Below are 19,082 nucleotides of genomic sequence, written 5' to 3'. Positions count from 1 at the left end.
CCATTGCGTTGGGGGCGTGACGACTCCCCCCTGCGGAGTACCTTCCTCCGTCGGGGCGAACCTTCCACCCTCCATGACCCCCGCCTTGAGCCATCGCAGGACCATCCCCCTGCCGGGGAACCCCCCGATCGCCCTCATCAGGTGTCGATGGTCGATCCGGTCGAAAGCCGCTGACAGATCCGCATCGAGGACCCATAATCTCCTTGCACGCTTCTGCGAGGAGACGCTAAAGATCATGCCGATGGCATCGTGGCAACTCCGTCCCGGGCGGAAGCCGTAGCTCCGCGCCTCGAAACGGGCCTCCCACTCAGGCTCCAGTGCGTTCTTCGCCCTGGCCTGGTGGACTCGGTCCCTGATCGTGGGGATACCGAGCGGCCGTTCCTTCCCATTCGCCTTCGGGATGTACACACGTCTAACCGGATTGACCTTGAGCCCGGACTCGGAAGATATCTCCGTGACCAGTTTTGCCCTGCCCCGGTGGGTCAGAGCCCTCTCGCCGTCAACGCCGGCCGTCGCTTTCCCCGTGCTGCGTTGGGTCACCCTACGCACGCTGCACAGCGTGTTTGAGTGAGAACGCAGCATGAGCTTCTGGAGGTTCCGGACCTGCTTGAGGTCCCCCTCCTGAGACGCCTTGAAGATCCTCTGTCGCAGACGCATGACGTTCCGTTCGGTTTCAGGCCAGTCGATCCCGGCCCAGTACCGTTCGAACTCGTCCGAGGTTCCGTTCCCTGGTTCGCGAACGGCCACTCCGTCATTTTCCAGCGTTTCCATTCCACCCCCAGTATCTAACTTGCGCCCCGGTTGATGCTTCCAGCAGTTCCACTTCTTCGGCCTACCTGTTCCGCGTCAGCTCCCTTTCGGGCCCGGCACGCGCCGGTATCTGCCGAGTTATGGGAGGCGGAGGAGTCTCCGCGATCCACCCGTTTCCTCTCGACTTTCGCCTGGCAGCATTCGCTTCTCGAAACATCCTGTCCCGCAAGAGAGTTGGGCCTTCGTTGCCTCCGGCTTACCGGCCTAAGCCGGACCCTTACGGGGTTTCCACGTTCCACCGCGACAAGATGCGGCCGGTTAGGAAGCCCCCTTTACACCGAGGTCAGCGGTGATCCAACACCGGGCCACCAATTCCCGATGCCCGCTTCGCGCCTCTCAACGCGGGACCTTTCCGCCGCCGATTGCGAGCCATGACGCGACGTATGGATGACGATGCGTAAATACAGGGGTTCACTTTCGTTCTTCCTTCCGGCCTTCCCCTTGCCTGTGGCTCACGATGGCCCGCGAGCCCTTGGGCGTGAATCCCCGTGCTCAGAACCCCGCCGTTGCCAGCGACGCACCCGGGGATGGGGACCGGCCCTGATCACTAGCCGGAGGTCATACCTGACTCCTTCTCTGACCTACTTGTTGCGGCGACCTCGTGTCGCACTGGCGGACGCCATCTCGGCGGCGATGGGCGGCAGGATGGCGGTGATGGTGTTCAGATACGGCGCGAGGGCCCCGGCCGCCACCTTGTCCTCCCGCGCCAGGGCGAAGGCGTGCACCAGGCCGGAGATGCTCGCGTAGAAGAAGTCGAGCATCGACAGGTCGTAGGCGGCGGCGAGGGCGTGGTCCTCGCCCAGGTAGGCGGCGTTGCCGGCCAGCGCCTTGAGGGCGCTCTCGTACTTCTCGAAAGCCGTCCGCGAACCGGCGAACAGGATCAGCGCCTCCGCCCCGCCGACGAGCGGGGTCGGCACCATCACCGCGCCGTCGAGATACGCGACGCCGCGCTCGTCCGCCCAGGCGGCGGCCGTACGGGCCCGCTCCGGCGAGTCAGAGGTGAGGTTGACGAGGACGCGCCCGGCGAGTGCGTCGCCCAGCGGATCGAGGATGGCTTGCGAAGCGTCGTAATCAACAACACAGACGACGGTCAACTCACCGGCCCGCACCGCTTCTTCGGCACTCCGGGCAAGGACCGCGCCACGCGCGACGAGGTCCTCACCCTTCCCGGCGGAACGGTTCCAGACGGTAGTGGGATGCCCGGCCTCAAGGAAGGCACCGGCGAGCGCGCGCCCCATGGCGCCGAGCCCGATGACGGTAACGGGAACAAGATCGTGGGAAGTCATGCACACCATGCTTCGGCGCCACAACCCACCCGACAAGTACCGACTTTAAAGTGGGATACCCACCAGAAGGTAAGAATCAAGGTCAGCGCTCAGCCGTCGACCCCTGCGGCAACGTACGCGGATCGATACGCCGTCCGGCCGGTGCGGAATTGGGTTCCGTACCGGCCGGGTCACGTCAGGGCGTCAGCGCGTCACACCTTCGCCGGTGCCTTGTCGTCGTCGCGCGTGGGCGCTTCCTGCGTCTTGGTCAGGTCCGGTGCCGTGTCGTGATCGTCGAGCAGGGTCTTCTCGTCGAAGGGGACCAGGCCTGCCAGCACCTGGTCGACGCGGTCCTTGTCGATCTCCTTCGTCCACGTGCCGACCAGCACCGTCGCCACCGCGTTGCCCGCGAAGTTCGTCAGGGCGCGCGCCTCGCTCATGAAGCGGTCGATGCCGACGATCAGGCCGACGCCGTCGACCAGCTCGGGGCGGTGCGACTGGAGGCCGCCGGCCAGGGTGGCGAGGCCGGCCCCGCTGACGCCCGCCGCGCCCTTCGACGCCACGAGGAGGAAGAGGAGGAGCGGGATCTGCTCCCCGAGCGACATCGGGTCGCCCATGGCGTCGGCGATGAAGAGCGACGCCATGGTCATGTAGATCATGGTGCCGTCGAGGTTGAAGGAGTAGCCGGTCGGAACCGTGATGCCGACCACCGGCTTGCTGATGCCCAGGTGCTCCATCTTCGCGATGAGCCGCGGGAGGGCGGACTCGGACGAGGAGGTGGACAGGATCAGCAGGAACTCACGGCCCAGGTACTTGAAGAGCGTGAGGATGTTGAGGCCCGCGATGACGCGCAGCAGCGTGGCGAGCACGATGAAGACGAAGAGGAAGCACGTGACGTAGAAGCCCAGCATCAGTACGGCGAGGCTCTTCAGAGCGTCCAGACCGGCCGAGCCGGTGACGGCCGCGATCGCGCCGAAGGCACCGATCGGCGCAGCCCACATCACCATGGCCAGGATGCGGAAGACGAGCCGCTGGATGTGCTCGACACCGCGCAGGACCGGCTGGCCGGCCGAGCCCATGGCCTGAAGCGCGAAGCCGGCGAGCAGCGCCACGAGGAGGGTCTGAAGGACCTCACCCGTGGTGAAGGCGGAAACGAACGTGGTCGGGATGATCCCGAGCAGGAACTCGACCGTGTCCTTGGCCTCGGCCGCGACCTGGCCCTGGCCCGCTTCCTTGACCGCGTCGGTCACCGCGAGGCTGTCGCCGGGGTGCAGCACGTTGCCGACGAGCAGGCCGATGGAGAGTGCGACGAGCGACATCACGGTGAAGTAGCCGAGTGCGATGCCACCGACCGCGCCGACCTTGGCGGCCTTACGGACCGAGCCGATGCCCAGCACGATCGTGCAGAAGATGATGGGCGAAATCATCATCTTGATCAGATTGACGAAGCCGGTGCCGAGTGGCTTGAGCTCGACGGCCACACCGGGGGCGGCGAAGCCGACCACGATGCCGAGTATCACGGCCACGATGACGGCGATATACAGGTAGTGCGTACGGTCCCGCCTTGCGGCTGCTGTGCCTGCCACGGGGTCCTCCTCGGATTGTCCTGCGATACCCACGTCCCGATGGGTCCCGGCGACTATCCATCACCCCTGTGACACCCGTCACCGTTACGTGCTTTACGTTCACAGCTTTTCGGCCAGACGCGCTCAGGCACACTTGCGGCATGCGCATCCCCCGCCCCCGCAGCCTGGCCGGCCAGCTCTTCGCGATGCAGGTCGTCCTGGTGGCGGCGATCGTCGCCGGGTGCGCGGTCTTCGCGTACGTCTCGGACCGGTCCCAGGCCGAGGAGACCGCACGGCGGCAGGTTTTCACGACCGCGACCGCTGTGGCGAAGTCCCCGGCGGTGATCGAGGCCGCTCGCTCCGACAACCCGACGGCGCTCCTCCAGCCGTACACCGAGGCCCTGCGCAAGGAGACCGGCGTCAGCTTCGTCGTGATCATGGCGCCGGACGGGACCCGCTGGACACATCCGGAGCCGGCCGAGATCGGCGGAAAGTTCCGGGGACACACGGGGCCCGCCCTGGCGGGCGGCACCTTCCACGAGACGTACACGGGGGTACTGGGGCGCTCGGTGCGGGTGGTGGCACCGGTGCGGGACGGCAAGGAAGTCGTCGGGCTCGTCAGCGCGGGCATCACCATCGAGACGATCAGCGCGCAAATACGGCAGCAGCTGGCCGCGCTGCTCGCCGTGGCGGCGGGCGCGCTCGCCCTGGGAGGCCTGGGTACGTACGTCATCAACGCCCGGCTCCGGCGGCACACGCACGGCATGAACGCCGGCGAGCTCCGCCGCATGCACGACTACCACGAGGCCGCGCTGCACGCCGTACGGGAAGGGCTGCTGATGCTCGACGGGCACCAGCGCATCGCGCTGATCAACGACGGCGGCCGCGAGCTGCTCGGCCTCGGGCCGGACGCGGTCGGCCGCCCGGTGGCCGAAATGGACCTGCCGGGCCCGCTGACGACGGCGCTGCTCGCCTCCGGAACGCGCGTCGACGAGGTGCATCTGACGGCGGACCGGGTGATCGTCGTCAACAGCCGGCCGATCACGGGCGGGGAGCAGCGCGGCACGGTCGTGACCCTGCGCGACCACACCGAACTCCAGGCACTGTCCGGCGAGCTGGACTCGGAGCGGGGCTTCACGCAGGCGCTGCGCTCGCAGGCCCACGAAGCGGCGAACCGCCTGCACACCGTCGTCTCCCTCATCGAGCTCGGGCGGGCCGACGAGGCGGTGGAGTTCGCCACGGCGGAACTTGAGCTGGCCCAGGCCCTCACCGACAAGGTCGTGGGCGCGGTGGGCGAGCCGGTGCTGGCGGCGCTGCTGCTGGGGAAGGCGGCGCAGGCGAACGAGCGGGGCGTGGCTCTCGTACTGGACGAGGACAGCCGGATCGACGACGGGCTGCTGCCGCGTGCCCTGCCGGCCCGGGACCTGGTGACGATCCTGGGCAACCTGATCGACAACGCGGTGGACGCGGCGCAGGGCAGCGACGGCGCGCGGGTCACGGTGACGGCCCGCACGGACCAGGGCTCCGAGCTGCTGCTGCGCGTCGCGGACACCGGGCCTGGGGTCGCCCCGGCGTCGGCGGAGGCGGTCTTCGCCCGCGGCTGGTCGACGAAGAGCGCGGGGCGCGGGCTGGGGCTGGCGCTGGTCCGGCAGGCGGTGCACCGGGGAGGCGGGGCGATAGTGCTGGCCGGTGCGGCCGGTGGCGGCGCGGAGTTCACGGTGCGGCTGCCGTTGCGCGCGGCGGCGGCGAAGGAGAAGGTGCGGCCATGACCGTGCGAACCCCCCGGACAGGCTTCTATGGATCCCCTGGGGCGATTGAGGAGCGGGGTCCGGGACTGAGCCCCCTTTCGTGGCCGCGTCGGCAACGGAGACGCGCATGAGTGCCGCCGCGTCGCCCCCGATCCGCGTCCTCGTCGTCGAGGACGACCCCGTCGCCGCCGACGCCCACGCGCTCTACGTCGGCCGAGTCCCCGGCTTCGCCGTCGCCGGCGTCGCGCATTCGCGGGGAGAGGCGGTCCGGGCCCTCGACCGCGGGCCCGTCGACCTGCTCCTCCTGGATCTCTACCTCCCCGACGGCCACGGCCTCCAGCTCGTACGTTCCATCCGCGGCGCCGGCCACACCGCCGACGTCATCGCCGTCACCTCTGCCCGCGATCTGGCCGTCGTACGCGAAGGCGTGTCGCTCGGCGTCGTCCAGTACGTCCTGAAGCCCTTCACCTTCGCCACCCTGCGCGACCGTCTCAATCGCTACGCCGAGTTCCGCGCCTCGGTCGGCGAGGCCAGCGGCCAGGACGAGGTGGACCGCGCGCTCTCCGCCCTGCGCACTCCCCAGCCCGCTGCCCTCCCCAAGGGGCTCAGCGCCCCGACGCTGGAGGCGGTGACCCGTGCCCTGCGCGAATCGCCGGCCGGGACGACGGCCGCGACGGCCGCCGCCGCCCTCGGGATCTCGCGGATCACCGCCCGCCGCTATCTGGAACACCTGGTGTCGGCCGGCCGCGCCGAACGCACTCCGCAGTACGGCCAGGTCGGCCGCCCCGAGCTGCACTACCGCTGGATCCCCGTACGCAAGGGGTGACTCCGGGGTGACTCGGGGGTAACCTGAGGGTGGCACGCGCGAATGTTGGATTGTAGGACGTTCCTACGAGTTGTTATCTTGGGTGAACGCACCGTAGTCACCGGGGCCCTCTTCTCCGTACGGTGTGCCCGTGCACCCCTCTCCGCCTTTCAACGCTCTTGCCGCGCGCCAACTGCGCGAGGCCCTCGGCATGGCGCCCGGCCATGTCGCCTACGGGCTGCGCGCGCAGTACGGCCTGAACATCGGCCCCGACCTCGTAGTGGCCTGGGAACGCAGGCAGCGCGCGCCCGACGCCCAGGAGATCACCGCCCTCGCCGGTGTCCTGTGGTGCGCGGTCGGCGACCTGATCGCCGCCCCGGGCACGCTGCGCGAGCACCGGATGGCGCGGGGCCTGGCGGCGCCGGATCTGGCGCGGATGGTGGGCGTGGACGCGGGCGCGTACCAGCGGATGGAGGACGCGCAGCGGTGGCGCGGCAACGAGCGGCAGTCCGCGGCGCTCTCCGAGGTCCTTGGTCTTTCACCGCAGGAGTTCGTCACGGCGACGGGCCGCGACGAAGACCTGGCCGAGATGCTGCGCAGCGCGGTGACGACGCGCTGGCAGGCGTACGTACGCCCGATCGCGAAGCTGATTCCTGTGCAGCGGCGGGACCTGGAGGACGTACTCCAGCGCCTGCACACCGACTACCAGTCGCGGATGATGTCGACGCTGAGCTGGAGCGGCGGCGATTCGGGGGACGGCGCGAAGGGCCGGGAGTTCCTGGACGACATCCTCAGCCATTTCTGGCAGCTGGCGCGCTGACGGGCGGACCGGACGGGTCCGGCGGTTCGAAGCGGAAGATCTGTCGCTCGGCATCCGCCGCGCACGTTGTCTGAACCACCTCGGCCCAAAGCTTGTCCGAGCCGCCGGACCCCCCGTCCTCGACTCCGAGACAGAAGCCGGTGTGCAGCGGCCGGATCCGGTACCCCTCAACGGGACGGCCGACCGGCTCCAGCCGGAAGGTTTCCGCCTTGCCGCGCTTGCCGCAGTAGTCGTTCTCCAGCGGGGCGGGCGTGTGCCGGGCCGACCGCTGGACGCCCATGCATCCTTCGCCGTACTCGGGGTGCAGCGTGGCGATGCGCCAGGTGTCGCCGCCGCGCGGTACGAGTGTGAAGCGCGGGATCGCGCCCTTGCAGGGGCCCTGGCAGAGGTGCCCGCTGGACCCGGCCCGCTCGGTCAGGCAAAGAGACGACCCCCCGACCCGCACCATCCGCTCGCCGGCCACCGGGCCACTGCTCCGCGCATCGTCTCCGCCATCGCCGTTCCACGCGAACAGCCCGACCGCCACCGCCACCGCCATCAGCACGAGCGCCACCGGCACGGCCACCACGACCGGCCACCGCCGCCGCGCCCGACCGGGGTCAGTACCAGCCGCCTCGCCGGGCGCGTCCATGTCCCCGGACCCTGCATCGGCCCGGCCGGCAGCAGCCTCGCGCGTGCCGCGCACGGCCAGTTCCTTGCGTACCTTCAGCCAGTGCTCGACCGTCCCCGGACCGCAGCCGCACGCCCGTGCGTACGCCGCCACCAGTTCCTCGCGGGGCAGCGTCGTGCGCGCCAGCATGTTGGCGACCGTGCTGCGCGGCAGTACGTCGCCGACCGCGTCCGCCCGCGCCGTCAGTTCCCGGTAGGTGAGACCCGACCAGTCCTTGAGCGCACTCAGTGCGGCGATGAACTCGCCGGCGTTCCGTATCTCGTACGGATCCGGAGATCTGCCGTCGTCGGATGCGTCGGACTCGGCGGATGCGCCGGACTCGTCGGACCCCTCGGACATGCGCGCTCCCACCCCTCTCCCGCCACGCCGGACAGAGTTGGGACATGTCCGGGACAAGGAAAAGACTTGTTGAAAGCGCCGCGCGACTCAAGAGTGGGAATCAGCAACTCCGGCCGGAACAGGCCGAGCGGCTCTGACCGTCCTCGGGGGAGGCGGTCAGGGCCGCTCTGCGCGAGCGTTCCGCTCAGAAGACCGACTCGGCCTCGTACATCCGCTTCTCCGGGACCGTCTTCAGTTCCTCGACCCCCGCCGCCAGCGGCACCATGGTGATCTCAGTGCCGGTCAGCGCCGTCATGTTGCCGAAGTCGCCGCGGTGCACCGCCTCCACCGCGTGCCAGCCGAAGCGGGTGGCGAGGACACGGTCGTACGCCGTCGGGGTGCCGCCCCGCTGGACGTGGCCGAGGATGACCGGCCGGGCCTCCTTGCCGAGCCGCTTCTCCAGCTCGCTCGCGAGCCGGTTGCCGATGCCGGTGAAGCGCTCGTGCCCGAACTGGTCGATGGCGCCCTTCTCGTACGGCATCGATCCCTCGGCCGGACGTGCGCCTTCCGCGACGCAGACGACCGCGAACTTCTTGCCGCGCGCGAAGCGTTCCTCGACCATCTTCACGAGGTCGTCGACCGCGAAGGGCCGCTCGGGCAGGCAGATCCCGTGCGCGCCGCCCGCCATCCCCGACTCCAGCGCGATCCAGCCCGCGTGCCGGCCCATGACCTCGACGACCATCACGCGCTGGTGGGACTCGGCGGTGGTCTTGAGGCGGTCTATGGCCTCGGTCGCGACGCCTACGGCAGTGTCGAAGCCGAAAGTGCGGTCGGTACCGTTGATGTCGTTGTCGATGGTCTTCGGTACGCCGACGACCGGCATCCCCGCCTCCGACAGCATCCGGGACGCGGTGAGCGTGCCCTCGCCGCCGATCGGGATGAGCGCGTCGATGCCGGAGCGCTCCGACAACTCGTGCCAGTTCTCGGCCGCTTCGCGCAGCCGGTCGCGCTCCAGGCGCGCGGAGCCGAGGATCGTACCGCCGCGGGCGAGGATGCCGCTGACGGCATTGAGGTCGAGAGGGCGGTAGTGGCCGTCGAGCAGGCCCTTGAACCCGTCCTCGAATCCGATGACTTCGTCGCCGTGACCTGCGACGGCCCGGTGCACGACCGACCGGATCACTGCGTTCAGCCCGGGGCAGTCTCCGCCTGCGGTGAGAACTCCGATGCGCATCGTGCTGTGTCTCCTGCTCGCTAGTGGTACTTGTGAGCCAGAATCCGATTGTTTCACGGCTCGCATGAGCCCCGCGCTTCCGGCTACTCCTCCGTTCGTGGACCGAATCGGGCCATACGGAGGCGTTACGCAGGCCTTGCGGATTCGCCCGTGCGAGGCCTTCGGTCCCGGGTCTCACAGACCCCCTGCCCGGCGGGCGCCCTATCCACCCCCACAGGTATTGTCAAGAGGGCAAGACCATCCTAACTGGACGGAGAGCACGCGTGACGCGCAGCGTGTACGTGACCGGGATCGACCGGGGAGACGGCCGGCAGGTCATCGAGCTGGGAGTCATGGAGCTCCTTACCCGCCAGGTGGACCGGGTGGGTGTGTTCCGCCCCCTGGTGCACGACGGGCCCGACCGCCTCTTTGACCTGTTGCGCTCCCGCTACCGGCTGTCGCAGGACCCGGAAACCGGGTACGGCATGTACTACCAGGAGGCTTCGGCGCTCCAGGCCGAGAAGGGCACCGACGAGCTGGTCTCCCGCATCGTCGACCGCTTCCACCAGGTGGCGCGGGACTACGAGGTCGTCCTCGTCCTGGGTACGGACTACGCCGACACCCAGCTGCCCGACGAGCTGGCCCTCAATGCCCGCCTGGCCAATGAGTTCGGCGGATCCGTCATCCCGGTGGTCGGCGGCAGGAAGCAGCCCGCCGACGCGGTGCGCGCCGAGACCCGCAACGCGTACCGCGCGTACGAGGCGCTCGGCTGCCAGGTCCTCGCCATGGTCGCCAACCGCGTCGCCCCCATGGACCGAGCGGAGATCGCCGAGCGCCTGAAGGCCCGCCTCCCGGTCCCCTGCTACGTCCTGCCCGACGAGCCGGCGCTGGCCGCCCCCACGGTCGCCCAGATCACCCACGCCCTCGGCGGCAAGGTGGTGCTCGGCGACGACGCGGGCCTGGCGCGTGACGCCCTGGACTTCGTCTTCGGCGGTGCGATGCTGCCGAACTTCCTGAACGCCCTGACCCCCGGCTGCCTCGTCGTGACCCCCGGCGACCGCGCCGACCTGGTCGTGGGCGCGCTCGCCGCGCACAGCGCCGGGACCCCGCCCATAGCGGGCGTACTCCTGACCCTCGACGAACGCCCCGGCACCGAGGTCCTCACCCTCGCCTCACGCCTCGCGCCGGGCACCCCGGTCGTCTCGGTGGCCGGCGGCTCCTTCCCCACCGCGGCCGAGCTCTTCGCCCTGGAGGGCAAGCTGAACGCCGCGACGCCCCGCAAGGCGGAGACCGCGCTCGGCCTGTTCGAGCGGTACGTCGACACCGCCGACCTGCTGGCCCGGATGGCGGTGGCCCGCAGCGGCCGCGTCACGCCGATGATGTTCGAGCACGAGCTGCTGGAGCGGGCGCGCGCCAACCGCCGCCGCGTCGTCCTGCCGGAGGGCACCGAGGAGCGCGTGCTGCGGGCCGCCGACGTACTGATTCGCCGCGACGTGTGCGACCTGACGCTGCTCGGCGACGTCGACGTACTGCGCAAGAAGGCCGCCGACCTGGGCATCGACCTCACGAAAACCCAGCTCATCGACCCGCAGACCTCCGAACTGCGCGGCCGCTTCGCCGAGACGTACGCGAAGCTGCGCGCCCACCGGGGAGTCAGCGTGGAGCTGGCGTACGACGTCGTCGCCGACGCCAACTACTTCGGCACGCTGATGGTCCACGAGGGCCTGGCCGACGGCATGGTCTCGGGCTCCGTGCACTCCACCGCGGCGACCATCCGCCCGGCCTTCGAGATCATCAAGACCAAGCCGGACGCCAAGATCGTCTCGTCGGTCTTCTTCATGCTGCTCGCCGACAAGGTGCTCGTGTACGGCGACTGCGCGGTCAACCCGGACCCGAACGCCGTCCAGCTCGCGGACATCGCCGTGCAGTCGGCGAGTACGGCCGAGAAGTTCGGCGTGGCCCCGCGGATCGCGATGCTGTCGTACTCGACGGGCAGCTCCGGCACCGGCGCGGACGTCGACAAGGTGCGCGAGGCCACCGAGCTGGTGCGCGCCGGCCGTCCCGACCTCCTGGTCGAGGGGCCGATCCAGTACGACGCGGCGGTCGAACCGTCCGTCGCCGCCACCAAGCTGCCGGGATCCGAGGTCGCGGGCCAGGCGTCCGTGCTGATCTTCCCGGACCTGAACACCGGCAACAACACCTACAAGGCCGTCCAGCGTTCGGCCGGGGCCGTCGCAGTCGGCCCGGTCCTTCAGGGCCTGAACAAGCCGGTCAACGACCTGTCGCGCGGCGCGCTGGTGCAGGACATCGTGAACACGGTCGCCATTACGGCGATCCAGGCCCAGGGCGAGACCGTATGACTGCCACTCCGATCCCAGAAGGTGCCGCACCCGTGACCGACACCGCCGCTACGCGCATCCTCGTCCTCAACTCCGGCTCCTCGTCGGTGAAGTACCAGCTGCTCGACATGGGCGACAGTTCGCGCCTCGCCGTCGGACTGGTCGAGCGGATCGGCGAGGAGACCTCGCGTCTGGTGCACAGCCCGCTGGTGGGAGACGGCTCCGGCAAGCGCGAGCGCACCGGTCCGATCGCCGACCACGAGGCCGCGTTGAAGGCCGTCGCCGAGGAGCTGGCGCGCGACGGGCTCGGCCTGGACTCCCCGGAGCTCGCCGCCATTGGCCACCGCGTTGTCCACGGCGGGCTGAAGTTCAGCGCCCCGACCGTGATCACCGACGAGGTGATGGCGGAGATCGAGCGGCTCGTGCCGGTCGCCCCGCTGCACAACCCGGCGAACATCACCGGCATCCGCACCGCCCAGGCGCTGCGCCCCGACCTGCCGCAGGTCGCCGTCTTCGACACCGCCTTCCATACGACGATGCCGGAGTCCGCGGCCCGCTACGCGATCGACGTCGAGACCGCCGACGCGCACCGCATCCGCCGCTACGGCTTCCACGGCACCTCGCACGCGTTCGTATCGCGCGAGACGGCCAAGCTGCTCGGCAAGGACCCGTCCGAGGTCAACGTCATCGTGCTGCACCTGGGCAACGGGGCCTCGGCGTCGGCCGTGCGGGGCGGGGTGTGCGTGGACACATCCATGGGGCTGACGCCCTTGGAGGGGCTGGTGATGGGTACGCGCTCCGGTGACATCGACCCGGCGGTGGTGTTCCACCTCAAGCGGGTCGCCGGGATGAGCACGGACGAGATCGACGTACTGCTGAACAAGAAGAGCGGTCTGGTCGGTCTGTGCGGTGACAACGACATGCGGGAGATACGCCGCCGGATCGACGAGGGTGATCAGCGGGCACTGCTGGCCTTCGAGATCTACATCCACCGGCTGAAGAAATACATCGGCTCTTACTACGCCGTTCTCGGCCGGGTCGACGCGGTCGTCTTCACTGCGGGTGTCGGCGAGAACGCGGCGCCCGTACGCGCGGCGGCGATCGCGGGCCTGGAGGAGCTGGGGCTGGTGGTGGACGCGGATCTCAACGCCGTACGGGCGGACGCGGCGCGGCTGATCTCGCCGGAGTACGCCCGGGTCGCGGTCGCCGTCGTACCGACGGACGAGGAGCTGGAAATCGCACGGCAGACGTATGCGTTGGTCAACGCCTGAGCGGCATCCCGCCCATTTGTACATTCCACCAGACGGAATATTCCGCAGCGAAACAAACCGATAGGATCCGCCTCATGCGCCGTTCCAAAATCGTCTGCACACTGGGTCCCGCCGTCGACTCCCATGACCAGCTCGTCGCTCTGATCGATGCCGGCATGAGCGTGGCCCGATTCAACTTCAGCCACGGCACCCATGCCGAGCACCAGAGCCGGTACGACCGGGTCCGCAAGGCTGCCGAGGAGACGGGCCGCGCGGTGGGCGTGCTCGCCGACCTCCAGGGCCCGAAGATCCGGCTGGCGAAGTTCGCCGAGGGGCCGGTCGAGCTGGTCCGCGGGGATGAGTTCGTCATCACCTCCGAGGACGTCCCGGGCGACAAGTCGATCTGCGGCACGACCTACAAGGGTCTGCCCGGCGACGTCTCCAAGGGCGACCCGATCCTGATCAACGACGGCAACGTCGAGCTCAAGGTCACCGCGGTCGAGGGCCACCGGGTCCACACCATCGTGATCGAGGGCGGTGTGGTCTCCGACCACAAGGGCATCAACCTGCCCGGCGCGGCGGTCAACGTCCCCGCCCTGTCCGAGAAGGACGTCGAGGACCTGCGCTTCGCCCTGCGGATGGGCTGCGACATGGTCGCGCTGTCGTTCGTGCGCGACGCCGACGACGTCAAGGACGTCCACAAGGTGATGGACGAGGAGGGCCGCCGGGTCCCCGTCATCGCCAAGGTGGAGAAGCCGCAGGCCGTCGAGCACATGGAGGGCGTCGTCATGGCGTTCGACGGTGTGATGGTCGCCCGTGGTGACCTGGCCGTCGAGTATCCGCTCGAAAAGGTCCCGATGGTGCAGAAGCGGCTCATCGAACTGTGCCGCCGCAACGCCAAGCCGGTGATCGTCGCGACCCAGATGATGGAGTCGATGATCACCAACTCGCGTCCGACGCGCGCCGAGGCGTCCGACGTCGCCAACGCGATCCTGGACGGGGCCGACGCGGTCATGCTGTCCGCGGAGTCCTCGGTCGGCGCGTACCCGATCGAGACGGTCAAGACGATGTCGAAGATCGTCGTCGCGGCCGAGGAGGAACTGCTTTCCAAGGGCCTGCAGCCGCTGGTCCCCGGCAAGAAGCCCCGCACGCAGGGCGGTTCGGTCGCCCGCGCTGCCGCCGAGATCGCGGACTTCCTGAACGGCAAGGCGCTGGTCGCCTTCACCAAGTCCGGCGACACGGCCCGCCGGCTGTCGCGCTACCGCGCGGCGCAGCCGATCCTGGCCTTCACGACCGACGTCGGCACGCGCAACCAGCTCGCGCTGAGCTGGGGCGTCGAGTCGTTCGTCGTCCCGCACGTGGACAACACCGACGCGATGGTCGACCTGGTCGACGCCGAGCTGCTCAAGCTCCAGCGCTACAACGACGGCGACACCATGGTCATCACCGCCGGTTCGCCCCCCGGCGTACCCGGCACCACCAACATGGTCCGGGTGCACCACCTGGGCGGCGGGGAGCACGCCCCCGACGTCGCCTGACGTCGGCCTGACCCCGGTCCCGCGACATGCGAACGGCGGTTGGCCCGCCCCCTGAACCAGGGGGCGGGCCAACCGCCGTTTCGGTGCGATACGGCCGCGCTCTCAGCCGGTGTAGAAGTTGTGCAGCCCCGGCACCTTGAGCGTGCCGCCGAACTGGCCGGCCTGGGTCACCGTGACATCCGTGAATACGGCGATCGGGACATTCAGCGGTGGCGGGGTCTCCGGGCTGAACGTGACAGGGATGAGGCCGAAGAGGTTGCCCTTCAGCTTCTCCGTGTACATGGTCACCGTGCCCTCGCGGATGGTCGAGGTGGAACCCTCCGCGGCCTGCACATGGGCCGTGGTGCCGTTGGGGCCGACGACCTTCTGGTGCAGGTCCTTGATGTCGGTCTTCTCGGCGGTGAACTTCAGGACCTTCTTGATCTTGCCGCTGCCGGTCCTGACCTCGACGATGCCCTTGTAGTCGAGCCCGCGCAGGGTGAGCTTCGTGCTCTCCAGGATCCACGGGTCGTCCGGCAGGTCCGGGATGCCCTGCTCCAGCTCGGCGTTCGCGAGCGCGTCGGGGTCCGCGGTCGGGCAGGGGAAGGGCTCCTTGCCGTCGGCGTCTGCGGCCGGGTCGTCGGCCTTGCCGTCCGCCGCGTCGTCCGCCGCGTCTTTCGCGTCGTCCGCGGTGCCCTTGGCCTCGTCGCCGAGCTCCTCGACCTTGGCGCCGGCCTTGTCCGCCGCGTCCCTGATGGCGTCCTCGGTCTTGTCGGCCGCGTCACCGGCCGCGTCGCCCACCGGGTTCTCGGCGGCCGGGTCCTTCGGCTCGTCGGCGTCGGGCTTGGTGGCGTCCGGCTCGTCGGCGTCCGGCTTGGTGGTCGCGCTGTCGCCGTCGGTGGGCTTCGTCTCGGAGGGCTTCGTCTCGGAGGGCTCCGGAGAAGCGGTCTCCTTGTCCGGCCCGTCGAGTACGTCCTTGATCGCGTCGCCCACACCCAGCGGGTCGAGCGGGTTCTTGCTCTCGCTCTCGCTCTCCGTCGGGGCCGGCGTGGGCGCCGCGGTCTCGCCCGCCTCCGGCTCCTTGGTGGGCTCGGTGGCCGGCGCGGTACTGCTCGCGCTCGCACTCGGGCTCGCGCTCGCCGACGGCGTCTCGCCCGGCTGCGGGGTTTCCGTCTGCGCGGGCTTGTCCGGCGTCGTACCGGAGCTCGGCGTGGCCGTCGGTGACGACGGCTTGGCCGAGGGGGACTTCGACTCGGAGGCGTCAGGGTCAGGAGTGTCCGAGCGCGTCACGCAGGGGCCGGGAGCGAAGGGGTTCGTCACCTGGTCGTCGGCGAGTGCCAGCTTCGGGGTGAGCCCCATGCCGACAAACACGGCCGTGGGCATCGCGGCCAGGGCCATCGCCTTGCCCGCGGGAATTTGCAGCTTCGTCAGGAGCGACTTCCTGGGGGCCGCGTGACGCGGCCCGCTTCTTTCACGGGTCCGGTCGCCTCCGGCCGCAGTCAGCTCCGCCTCGTCACCCCGCACTGTTCCTCCCGCCATTGGCGTCAACAGATGTGTCGGTTACGTACATGTGGTCCGTACCGCCCGTGCCTTGCGGGCCACCGACCGGCTCGTCGCCCGCGGGCGGGGCCTCGCCGGACTTGGCGGCGTACTCACCTGGCGCATCCGGCTTGGCCGGCGCCCAGGAGATGGACAGGGCTCCGCCGATCAGGGCCAGCAGGAAGCCGACCCCGAAGCCGCCCAGGTTGGACACGGGGATCGAGACGAGCGCCAGCAGAATCGAGGCGACGCCCGCGAAGATCCGGACGATGTGGTGGTACCACATGGTCAGGCCGAGAGTGACGAGCAGTACGCCGATGATCAGCGAGCCCGCTCCCGCGGTGGTGGCCATGGCCATCGTGAGGTGGCCGATCTTGATTTCGGCGTACGGAAGCCAGGCGATCGGCACACCGCCCACCATCGTGAGCAGGCCCGCCCAGAACGGCCGACCGCCCCGCCAGGCGCGGTAGCGCAGCCGCCAGTAGGTGAAATCGCGGCTCGGACCCGAGGACTCGGCGCTCATGGAAAACAGCTCCCTGGAACCGGTGTTGCTGTGCAGAGATGAGGGAGGGGGTAGCGGGCGGGACGACGCGACGCGTCACGCGTCCCGCCCGCAGAGGGAGTGCTTAGTAGCACTCCTTGACGCCCTTGTGCAGCTTCATGCTCAGCCCACTGAGCTTGAAGGTGCCGGCCGTGGTGGCCCATGCCTTCTGCTTCACGTTGGTCAGCGTGGCCGAGTCGGCCTGCTGCGAGAAGCCGTACGGGTTGGCCCTGGTGCCCGGCTGGATACCCGGGCCCTTGGTGGCCTTGCCGGCCGCCACACCGATGTCGATGTTCTTGAACACGGCGTCGGCGCCGAGCTCCTCGACGTCCAGGTAGAGGTTCTCCGCCTTGACCGGCGTACCGTTTCCTCCAGCGGTCAGCTGGAGCGAGATGTTGCCGAAGACCGGGACGTTGGGCGTCACGACCGACTGACACATCTTGGTGATCTCGGCGGTCTTGAACGCCGACACCGCGACCGGGTGGGCAGCCTTGTTGCCCTCGAGGTCGGTGCCTTCGGCCATTCCTCCGTACTGGAAGAAGCCCTTACCTTCCAGCTTCTCGGCGCTGACCTTGAAGCTCTGGCCAGAAACGCTGAACGACGCCGCGAGCGCGCCCTGCGCGAGGGCGACACCTATCGCGGCCGTCGCGGCCACACTCGGCACCATGACGACGGCGAACCGCTTCCATCTGGTCCCGCCACGAACTGCAGACTCCATGACTTTCCTCCTTCTCGGACGTACATCTCCGGTACGGGCAGGGGCCCGCAGGGGGATGGGAGAAGTGCTACGTCCTCGGGAAGGAGAGCGCCCGTATCGGAGGCGCGAACGACTTCCGAAACACCGGCGATCACCCCCGAGCGACAACCACTGGCCACGCATTCGCGCAACCTGCTGGACAGGCCCCGCCGTTCGGCAGAGACCCCCCTGTCCACGGTCGGCAGCACTGCCGCCAACCGGCTCGGTGGGGACCCAACGGGACCGCGGCGCCGATTGGCTGTCGGGCTGGTGCGGTATTGGACCGAGCGTGGCCGATCGTGGTGCATTCGCGGCCGGGGCACAAGGGGGTTCGTTACTCGCTAGTAACGGCCGGATAACCGAAGCGCGACCGCCCGGCATCGACGAGCCCCGGACGGTGCCGTCAAGTGACGGGAAAAACGCAGTGATTGTCGCCCAGAAGCGGGCAGAATGCCTTGATCGGCTTACTGCAAGTAACAGCGGCCGCGATTACCAAGTTTTGGTAAAGCGCGGCCGCATCTTGTCACTGTGTCGCCAAATCAACGATGGCCGGCTCAGGGGCACCACCGGTCAGAACACGGGTGAAACACCGGCGGAGCGCCGGCCGGACCACCGGTCGGAACACGGCGGAGCGCCGGCCCGGCCACCGGTCAGAACAGCACCCTCGCCAGCGCCGCTCGCGCCGACGCGACGCGCGGGTCGTCGCCGCCGATCACCTCGAAGAGTTCCAGCAGCCGCACCCGCGCGGCGTCACGGTCGTCACCCGCTGTACGGCGCACCGTCTCGACCAGACGCCCGAAGGCGTCCTCCACATGGCCACCGACCAGATCCAGGTCGGCCGCGGCCAGCTGCGCGGCCACGTCACTCAGGTTCTCGGCAGCGGCCTTGCGCACCTGCTGCGGGTCGAGGTCCTGGACGCGCGCGAGGAGTTCGGCCTGCGCGAGGCCCAGCTTGGCCTCGATGTTGCCCGGGTCGTCGACCAGAACGTTCTTGTACGCCTGGACCGCGCCGCCGAAGTCGTTGGCGTCCAGCGCGCGCGCCGCCGCTTCGAGCAGCGCGTCGTACGGACCGGCAGGCACCTCGGCCGGCTCGGCCGCACCCGCGCCGGCACCCACGCCCGCCTCCGGGTCGACGGCGATACCGGTCAGACCGAAGCGCTCCTCCGCGACCTGGATCAACTGGTCCAGCGTCTCGCGGATCTGCGCCTCGGGGGCCGCGCCCTGGAAGAGGGGCAGCGCCTGTCCGGCGACCACCGCGAAGACGGCCGGGATCCCCTGGATCCCGAACTGCTGCATCAGCATCTGGTTGGCGTCGACGTCGACCTTGGCGAGGAGGAAACGGCCGTTGTACTGGACGGCGAGGCGCTCAAGGAGCGGGCCCAGCTGCTTGCACGGCTCGCACCACTCGGCCCAGAAGTCGATGACGACCGGGACTTCGGCGGAGCGCTGGAGGACATCGCGCTCGAAGCCGGCCTCGTCGACATCGATCACCAGACTCGAAGGAGCAACGGCTCCGCCACCGCCGGCGCCACCGTCCTTGGTCGCGGCGGCGCGCGCCTGCTCCGCCTTCTGCCGGGCTTCGCCGGCCGCCTTCACCGCGGCGAGGTCGACGACGCCGCTCATGGACATGTTCCTAGGCTGCATACGTACATCCTCCCCCTTTCGCGCGCGGTAGAGAAACACACGAACCGCGCCCGCCCGCAGCCCCCCGCCGGTTGCGGGGCGTACGGACGAACACGGCCCAGGGTCCCGAGTGGGACCGGGGTTTGGCGCGGGGTCCCCACCCTCGCGCCAGTGGCTTGTCGCTTGGTTGTCGCTCTTTCGCTACTGGTCGTAGCGTAACTCGAATGCCGGCCCTCTTGGCGGCCGCATACGGTGATCTCGCTCACCAGGACCAGCCACCTACCGACCGGTATGGTCGCGGTCATGTCCCCCCGCCACCCCCCCCCC

Annotated in this window: 15 protein-coding genes; 6 read left to right on the top strand and 9 right to left on the bottom strand. The window is 69.5% G+C overall.

What is annotated here, in order from left to right; translation table 11 throughout:
• From J7E89_RS39125 to J7E89_RS39115, 3 genes are all read right to left on the bottom strand, one after another.
• A partial coding sequence (locus J7E89_RS39125; RefSeq protein ID WP_214981116.1) for a reverse transcriptase N-terminal domain-containing protein occupies positions 1-771 on the bottom strand: 771 nt, incomplete at its 3' end.
• 620 nt (positions 772-1,391) lie between these two features.
• The gene (locus J7E89_RS39120; RefSeq protein WP_285439348.1) at positions 1,392-2,096 is read right to left on the bottom strand and encodes an NAD(P)-dependent oxidoreductase; all 705 of its coding nucleotides are present in this window, start codon (positions 2,094-2,096) and stop codon (positions 1,392-1,394) included.
• A 191-nt stretch (positions 2,097-2,287) separates the two neighbouring features.
• Positions 2,288-3,661: a cation:dicarboxylate symporter family transporter gene (locus tag J7E89_RS39115; protein ID WP_214981110.1), complete on the bottom strand. Its 1,374-nt coding sequence runs from the start codon at positions 3,659-3,661 to the stop codon at positions 2,288-2,290.
• 140 nt (positions 3,662-3,801) lie between these two features.
• Here J7E89_RS39115 and J7E89_RS39110 point away from each other — a divergent pair, with 140 nt between their 5' ends.
• The 3 genes from J7E89_RS39110 (at position 3,802) to J7E89_RS39100 (ending at position 7,013) form a co-directional block, all read left to right on the top strand.
• On the top strand, positions 3,802-5,409 hold the full coding sequence (locus J7E89_RS39110) for an ATP-binding protein (RefSeq protein WP_214981108.1): 1,608 nt from the start codon (positions 3,802-3,804) through the stop codon (positions 5,407-5,409).
• A gap of 106 nt (positions 5,410-5,515) precedes the next feature.
• Positions 5,516-6,214 carry a response regulator gene (locus J7E89_RS39105; RefSeq protein WP_214981105.1) on the top strand — a complete coding sequence of 233 codons (699 nt, stop codon included), beginning with the start codon at positions 5,516-5,518 and terminating at the stop codon, positions 6,212-6,214.
• Between the two features lie 124 nt (positions 6,215-6,338).
• Positions 6,339-7,013, top strand: coding sequence for a helix-turn-helix transcriptional regulator (locus tag J7E89_RS39100; protein WP_308315756.1), 675 nt, complete (start codon positions 6,339-6,341; stop codon positions 7,011-7,013).
• Here J7E89_RS39100 and J7E89_RS39095 read toward each other — a convergent pair.
• Positions 6,985-8,022: an RICIN domain-containing protein gene (locus tag J7E89_RS39095; protein WP_214981097.1), complete on the bottom strand. Its 1,038-nt coding sequence runs from the start codon at positions 8,020-8,022 to the stop codon at positions 6,985-6,987. The genes J7E89_RS39100 and J7E89_RS39095 overlap by 29 nt on opposite strands.
• Before the next feature lie 184 nt (positions 8,023-8,206).
• Positions 8,207-9,232, bottom strand: coding sequence for an ATP-dependent 6-phosphofructokinase (locus J7E89_RS39090; protein ID WP_214981095.1), 1,026 nt, complete (start codon positions 9,230-9,232; stop codon positions 8,207-8,209).
• 263 nt (positions 9,233-9,495) lie between these two features.
• Between J7E89_RS39090 and pta the strand changes: the two genes are divergently transcribed.
• The 3 genes from pta to pyk all read left to right on the top strand — a co-directional run bounded on the left by pta (position 9,496) and on the right by pyk (position 14,338).
• Entirely contained in the window at positions 9,496-11,571 is a 2,076-nt protein-coding gene (pta, locus tag J7E89_RS39085) for a phosphate acetyltransferase (RefSeq protein ID WP_214981092.1), read from the top strand.
• Positions 11,572-11,603: 32 nt separating this feature from the next.
• Positions 11,604-12,821 carry an acetate kinase gene (locus J7E89_RS39080; RefSeq protein WP_308315755.1) on the top strand — a complete coding sequence of 406 codons (1,218 nt, stop codon included), beginning with the start codon at positions 11,604-11,606 and terminating at the stop codon, positions 12,819-12,821.
• A gap of 74 nt (positions 12,822-12,895) precedes the next feature.
• Positions 12,896-14,338: a pyruvate kinase gene (gene pyk / locus J7E89_RS39075; protein ID WP_214981087.1), complete on the top strand. Its 1,443-nt coding sequence runs from the start codon at positions 12,896-12,898 to the stop codon at positions 14,336-14,338.
• Positions 14,339-14,440: 102 nt separating this feature from the next.
• Here pyk and J7E89_RS39070 read toward each other — a convergent pair whose 3' ends face one another.
• The 4 genes from J7E89_RS39070 to J7E89_RS39055 form a co-directional block, all read right to left on the bottom strand.
• Positions 14,441-15,841, bottom strand: coding sequence for a hypothetical protein (locus J7E89_RS39070; RefSeq protein WP_214981118.1), 1,401 nt, complete (start codon positions 15,839-15,841; stop codon positions 14,441-14,443).
• A complete protein-coding gene (locus J7E89_RS39065) occupies positions 15,831-16,379 on the bottom strand; it encodes a DUF6114 domain-containing protein (RefSeq protein ID WP_214981086.1) in 549 nt (182 codons plus the stop codon). The genes J7E89_RS39070 and J7E89_RS39065 overlap by 11 nt, the downstream gene beginning before the upstream one ends.
• A gap of 103 nt (positions 16,380-16,482) precedes the next feature.
• The gene (locus J7E89_RS39060; protein ID WP_214981084.1) at positions 16,483-17,115 is read right to left on the bottom strand and encodes a DUF6230 family protein; all 633 of its coding nucleotides are present in this window, start codon (positions 17,113-17,115) and stop codon (positions 16,483-16,485) included.
• A gap of 668 nt (positions 17,116-17,783) precedes the next feature.
• A complete protein-coding gene (locus J7E89_RS39055; protein ID WP_214981081.1) occupies positions 17,784-18,776 on the bottom strand; it encodes a tetratricopeptide repeat protein in 993 nt (330 codons plus the stop codon).
• Between the last annotated feature and the right edge of the window lie 306 nt (positions 18,777-19,082).

This window comes from Streptomyces sp. ISL-100 (assembly GCF_018614615.1).
Taxonomy (GTDB): Bacteria; Actinomycetota; Actinomycetes; order Streptomycetales; family Streptomycetaceae; genus Streptomyces.
The sequence above is the reverse complement of the archived record's forward strand: the minus strand, read 5'-3'. Positions and strand labels throughout refer to the sequence as shown.

Bases quoted from the DNA above. Each gene is read 5' to 3' on its own strand.
- J7E89_RS39120 (WP_285439348.1), bottom strand. From the start codon at position 2,096: ATGACTTCCCACGATCTTGTTCCCGTTACCGTCATCGGGCTCGGCGCC.
- J7E89_RS39095 (WP_214981097.1), bottom strand. From the start codon at position 8,022: ATGTCCGAGGGGTCCGACGAGTCCGGCGCATCCGCCGAGTCCGACGCA.
- J7E89_RS39055 (WP_214981081.1), bottom strand. From the start codon at position 18,776: ATGCAGCCTAGGAACATGTCCATGAGCGGCGTCGTCGACCTCGCCGCG.
- J7E89_RS39060 (WP_214981084.1), bottom strand. From the start codon at position 17,115: ATGGAGTCTGCAGTTCGTGGCGGGACCAGATGGAAGCGGTTCGCCGTC.
- J7E89_RS39105 (WP_214981105.1), top strand. From the start codon at position 5,516: ATGAGTGCCGCCGCGTCGCCCCCGATCCGCGTCCTCGTCGTCGAGGAC.
- pyk (WP_214981087.1), top strand. From the start codon at position 12,896: ATGCGCCGTTCCAAAATCGTCTGCACACTGGGTCCCGCCGTCGACTCC.
- J7E89_RS39110 (WP_214981108.1), top strand. From the start codon at position 3,802: ATGCGCATCCCCCGCCCCCGCAGCCTGGCCGGCCAGCTCTTCGCGATG.
- J7E89_RS39090 (WP_214981095.1), bottom strand. From the start codon at position 9,232: ATGCGCATCGGAGTTCTCACCGCAGGCGGAGACTGCCCCGGGCTGAAC.
- J7E89_RS39065 (WP_214981086.1), bottom strand. From the start codon at position 16,379: ATGAGCGCCGAGTCCTCGGGTCCGAGCCGCGATTTCACCTACTGGCGG.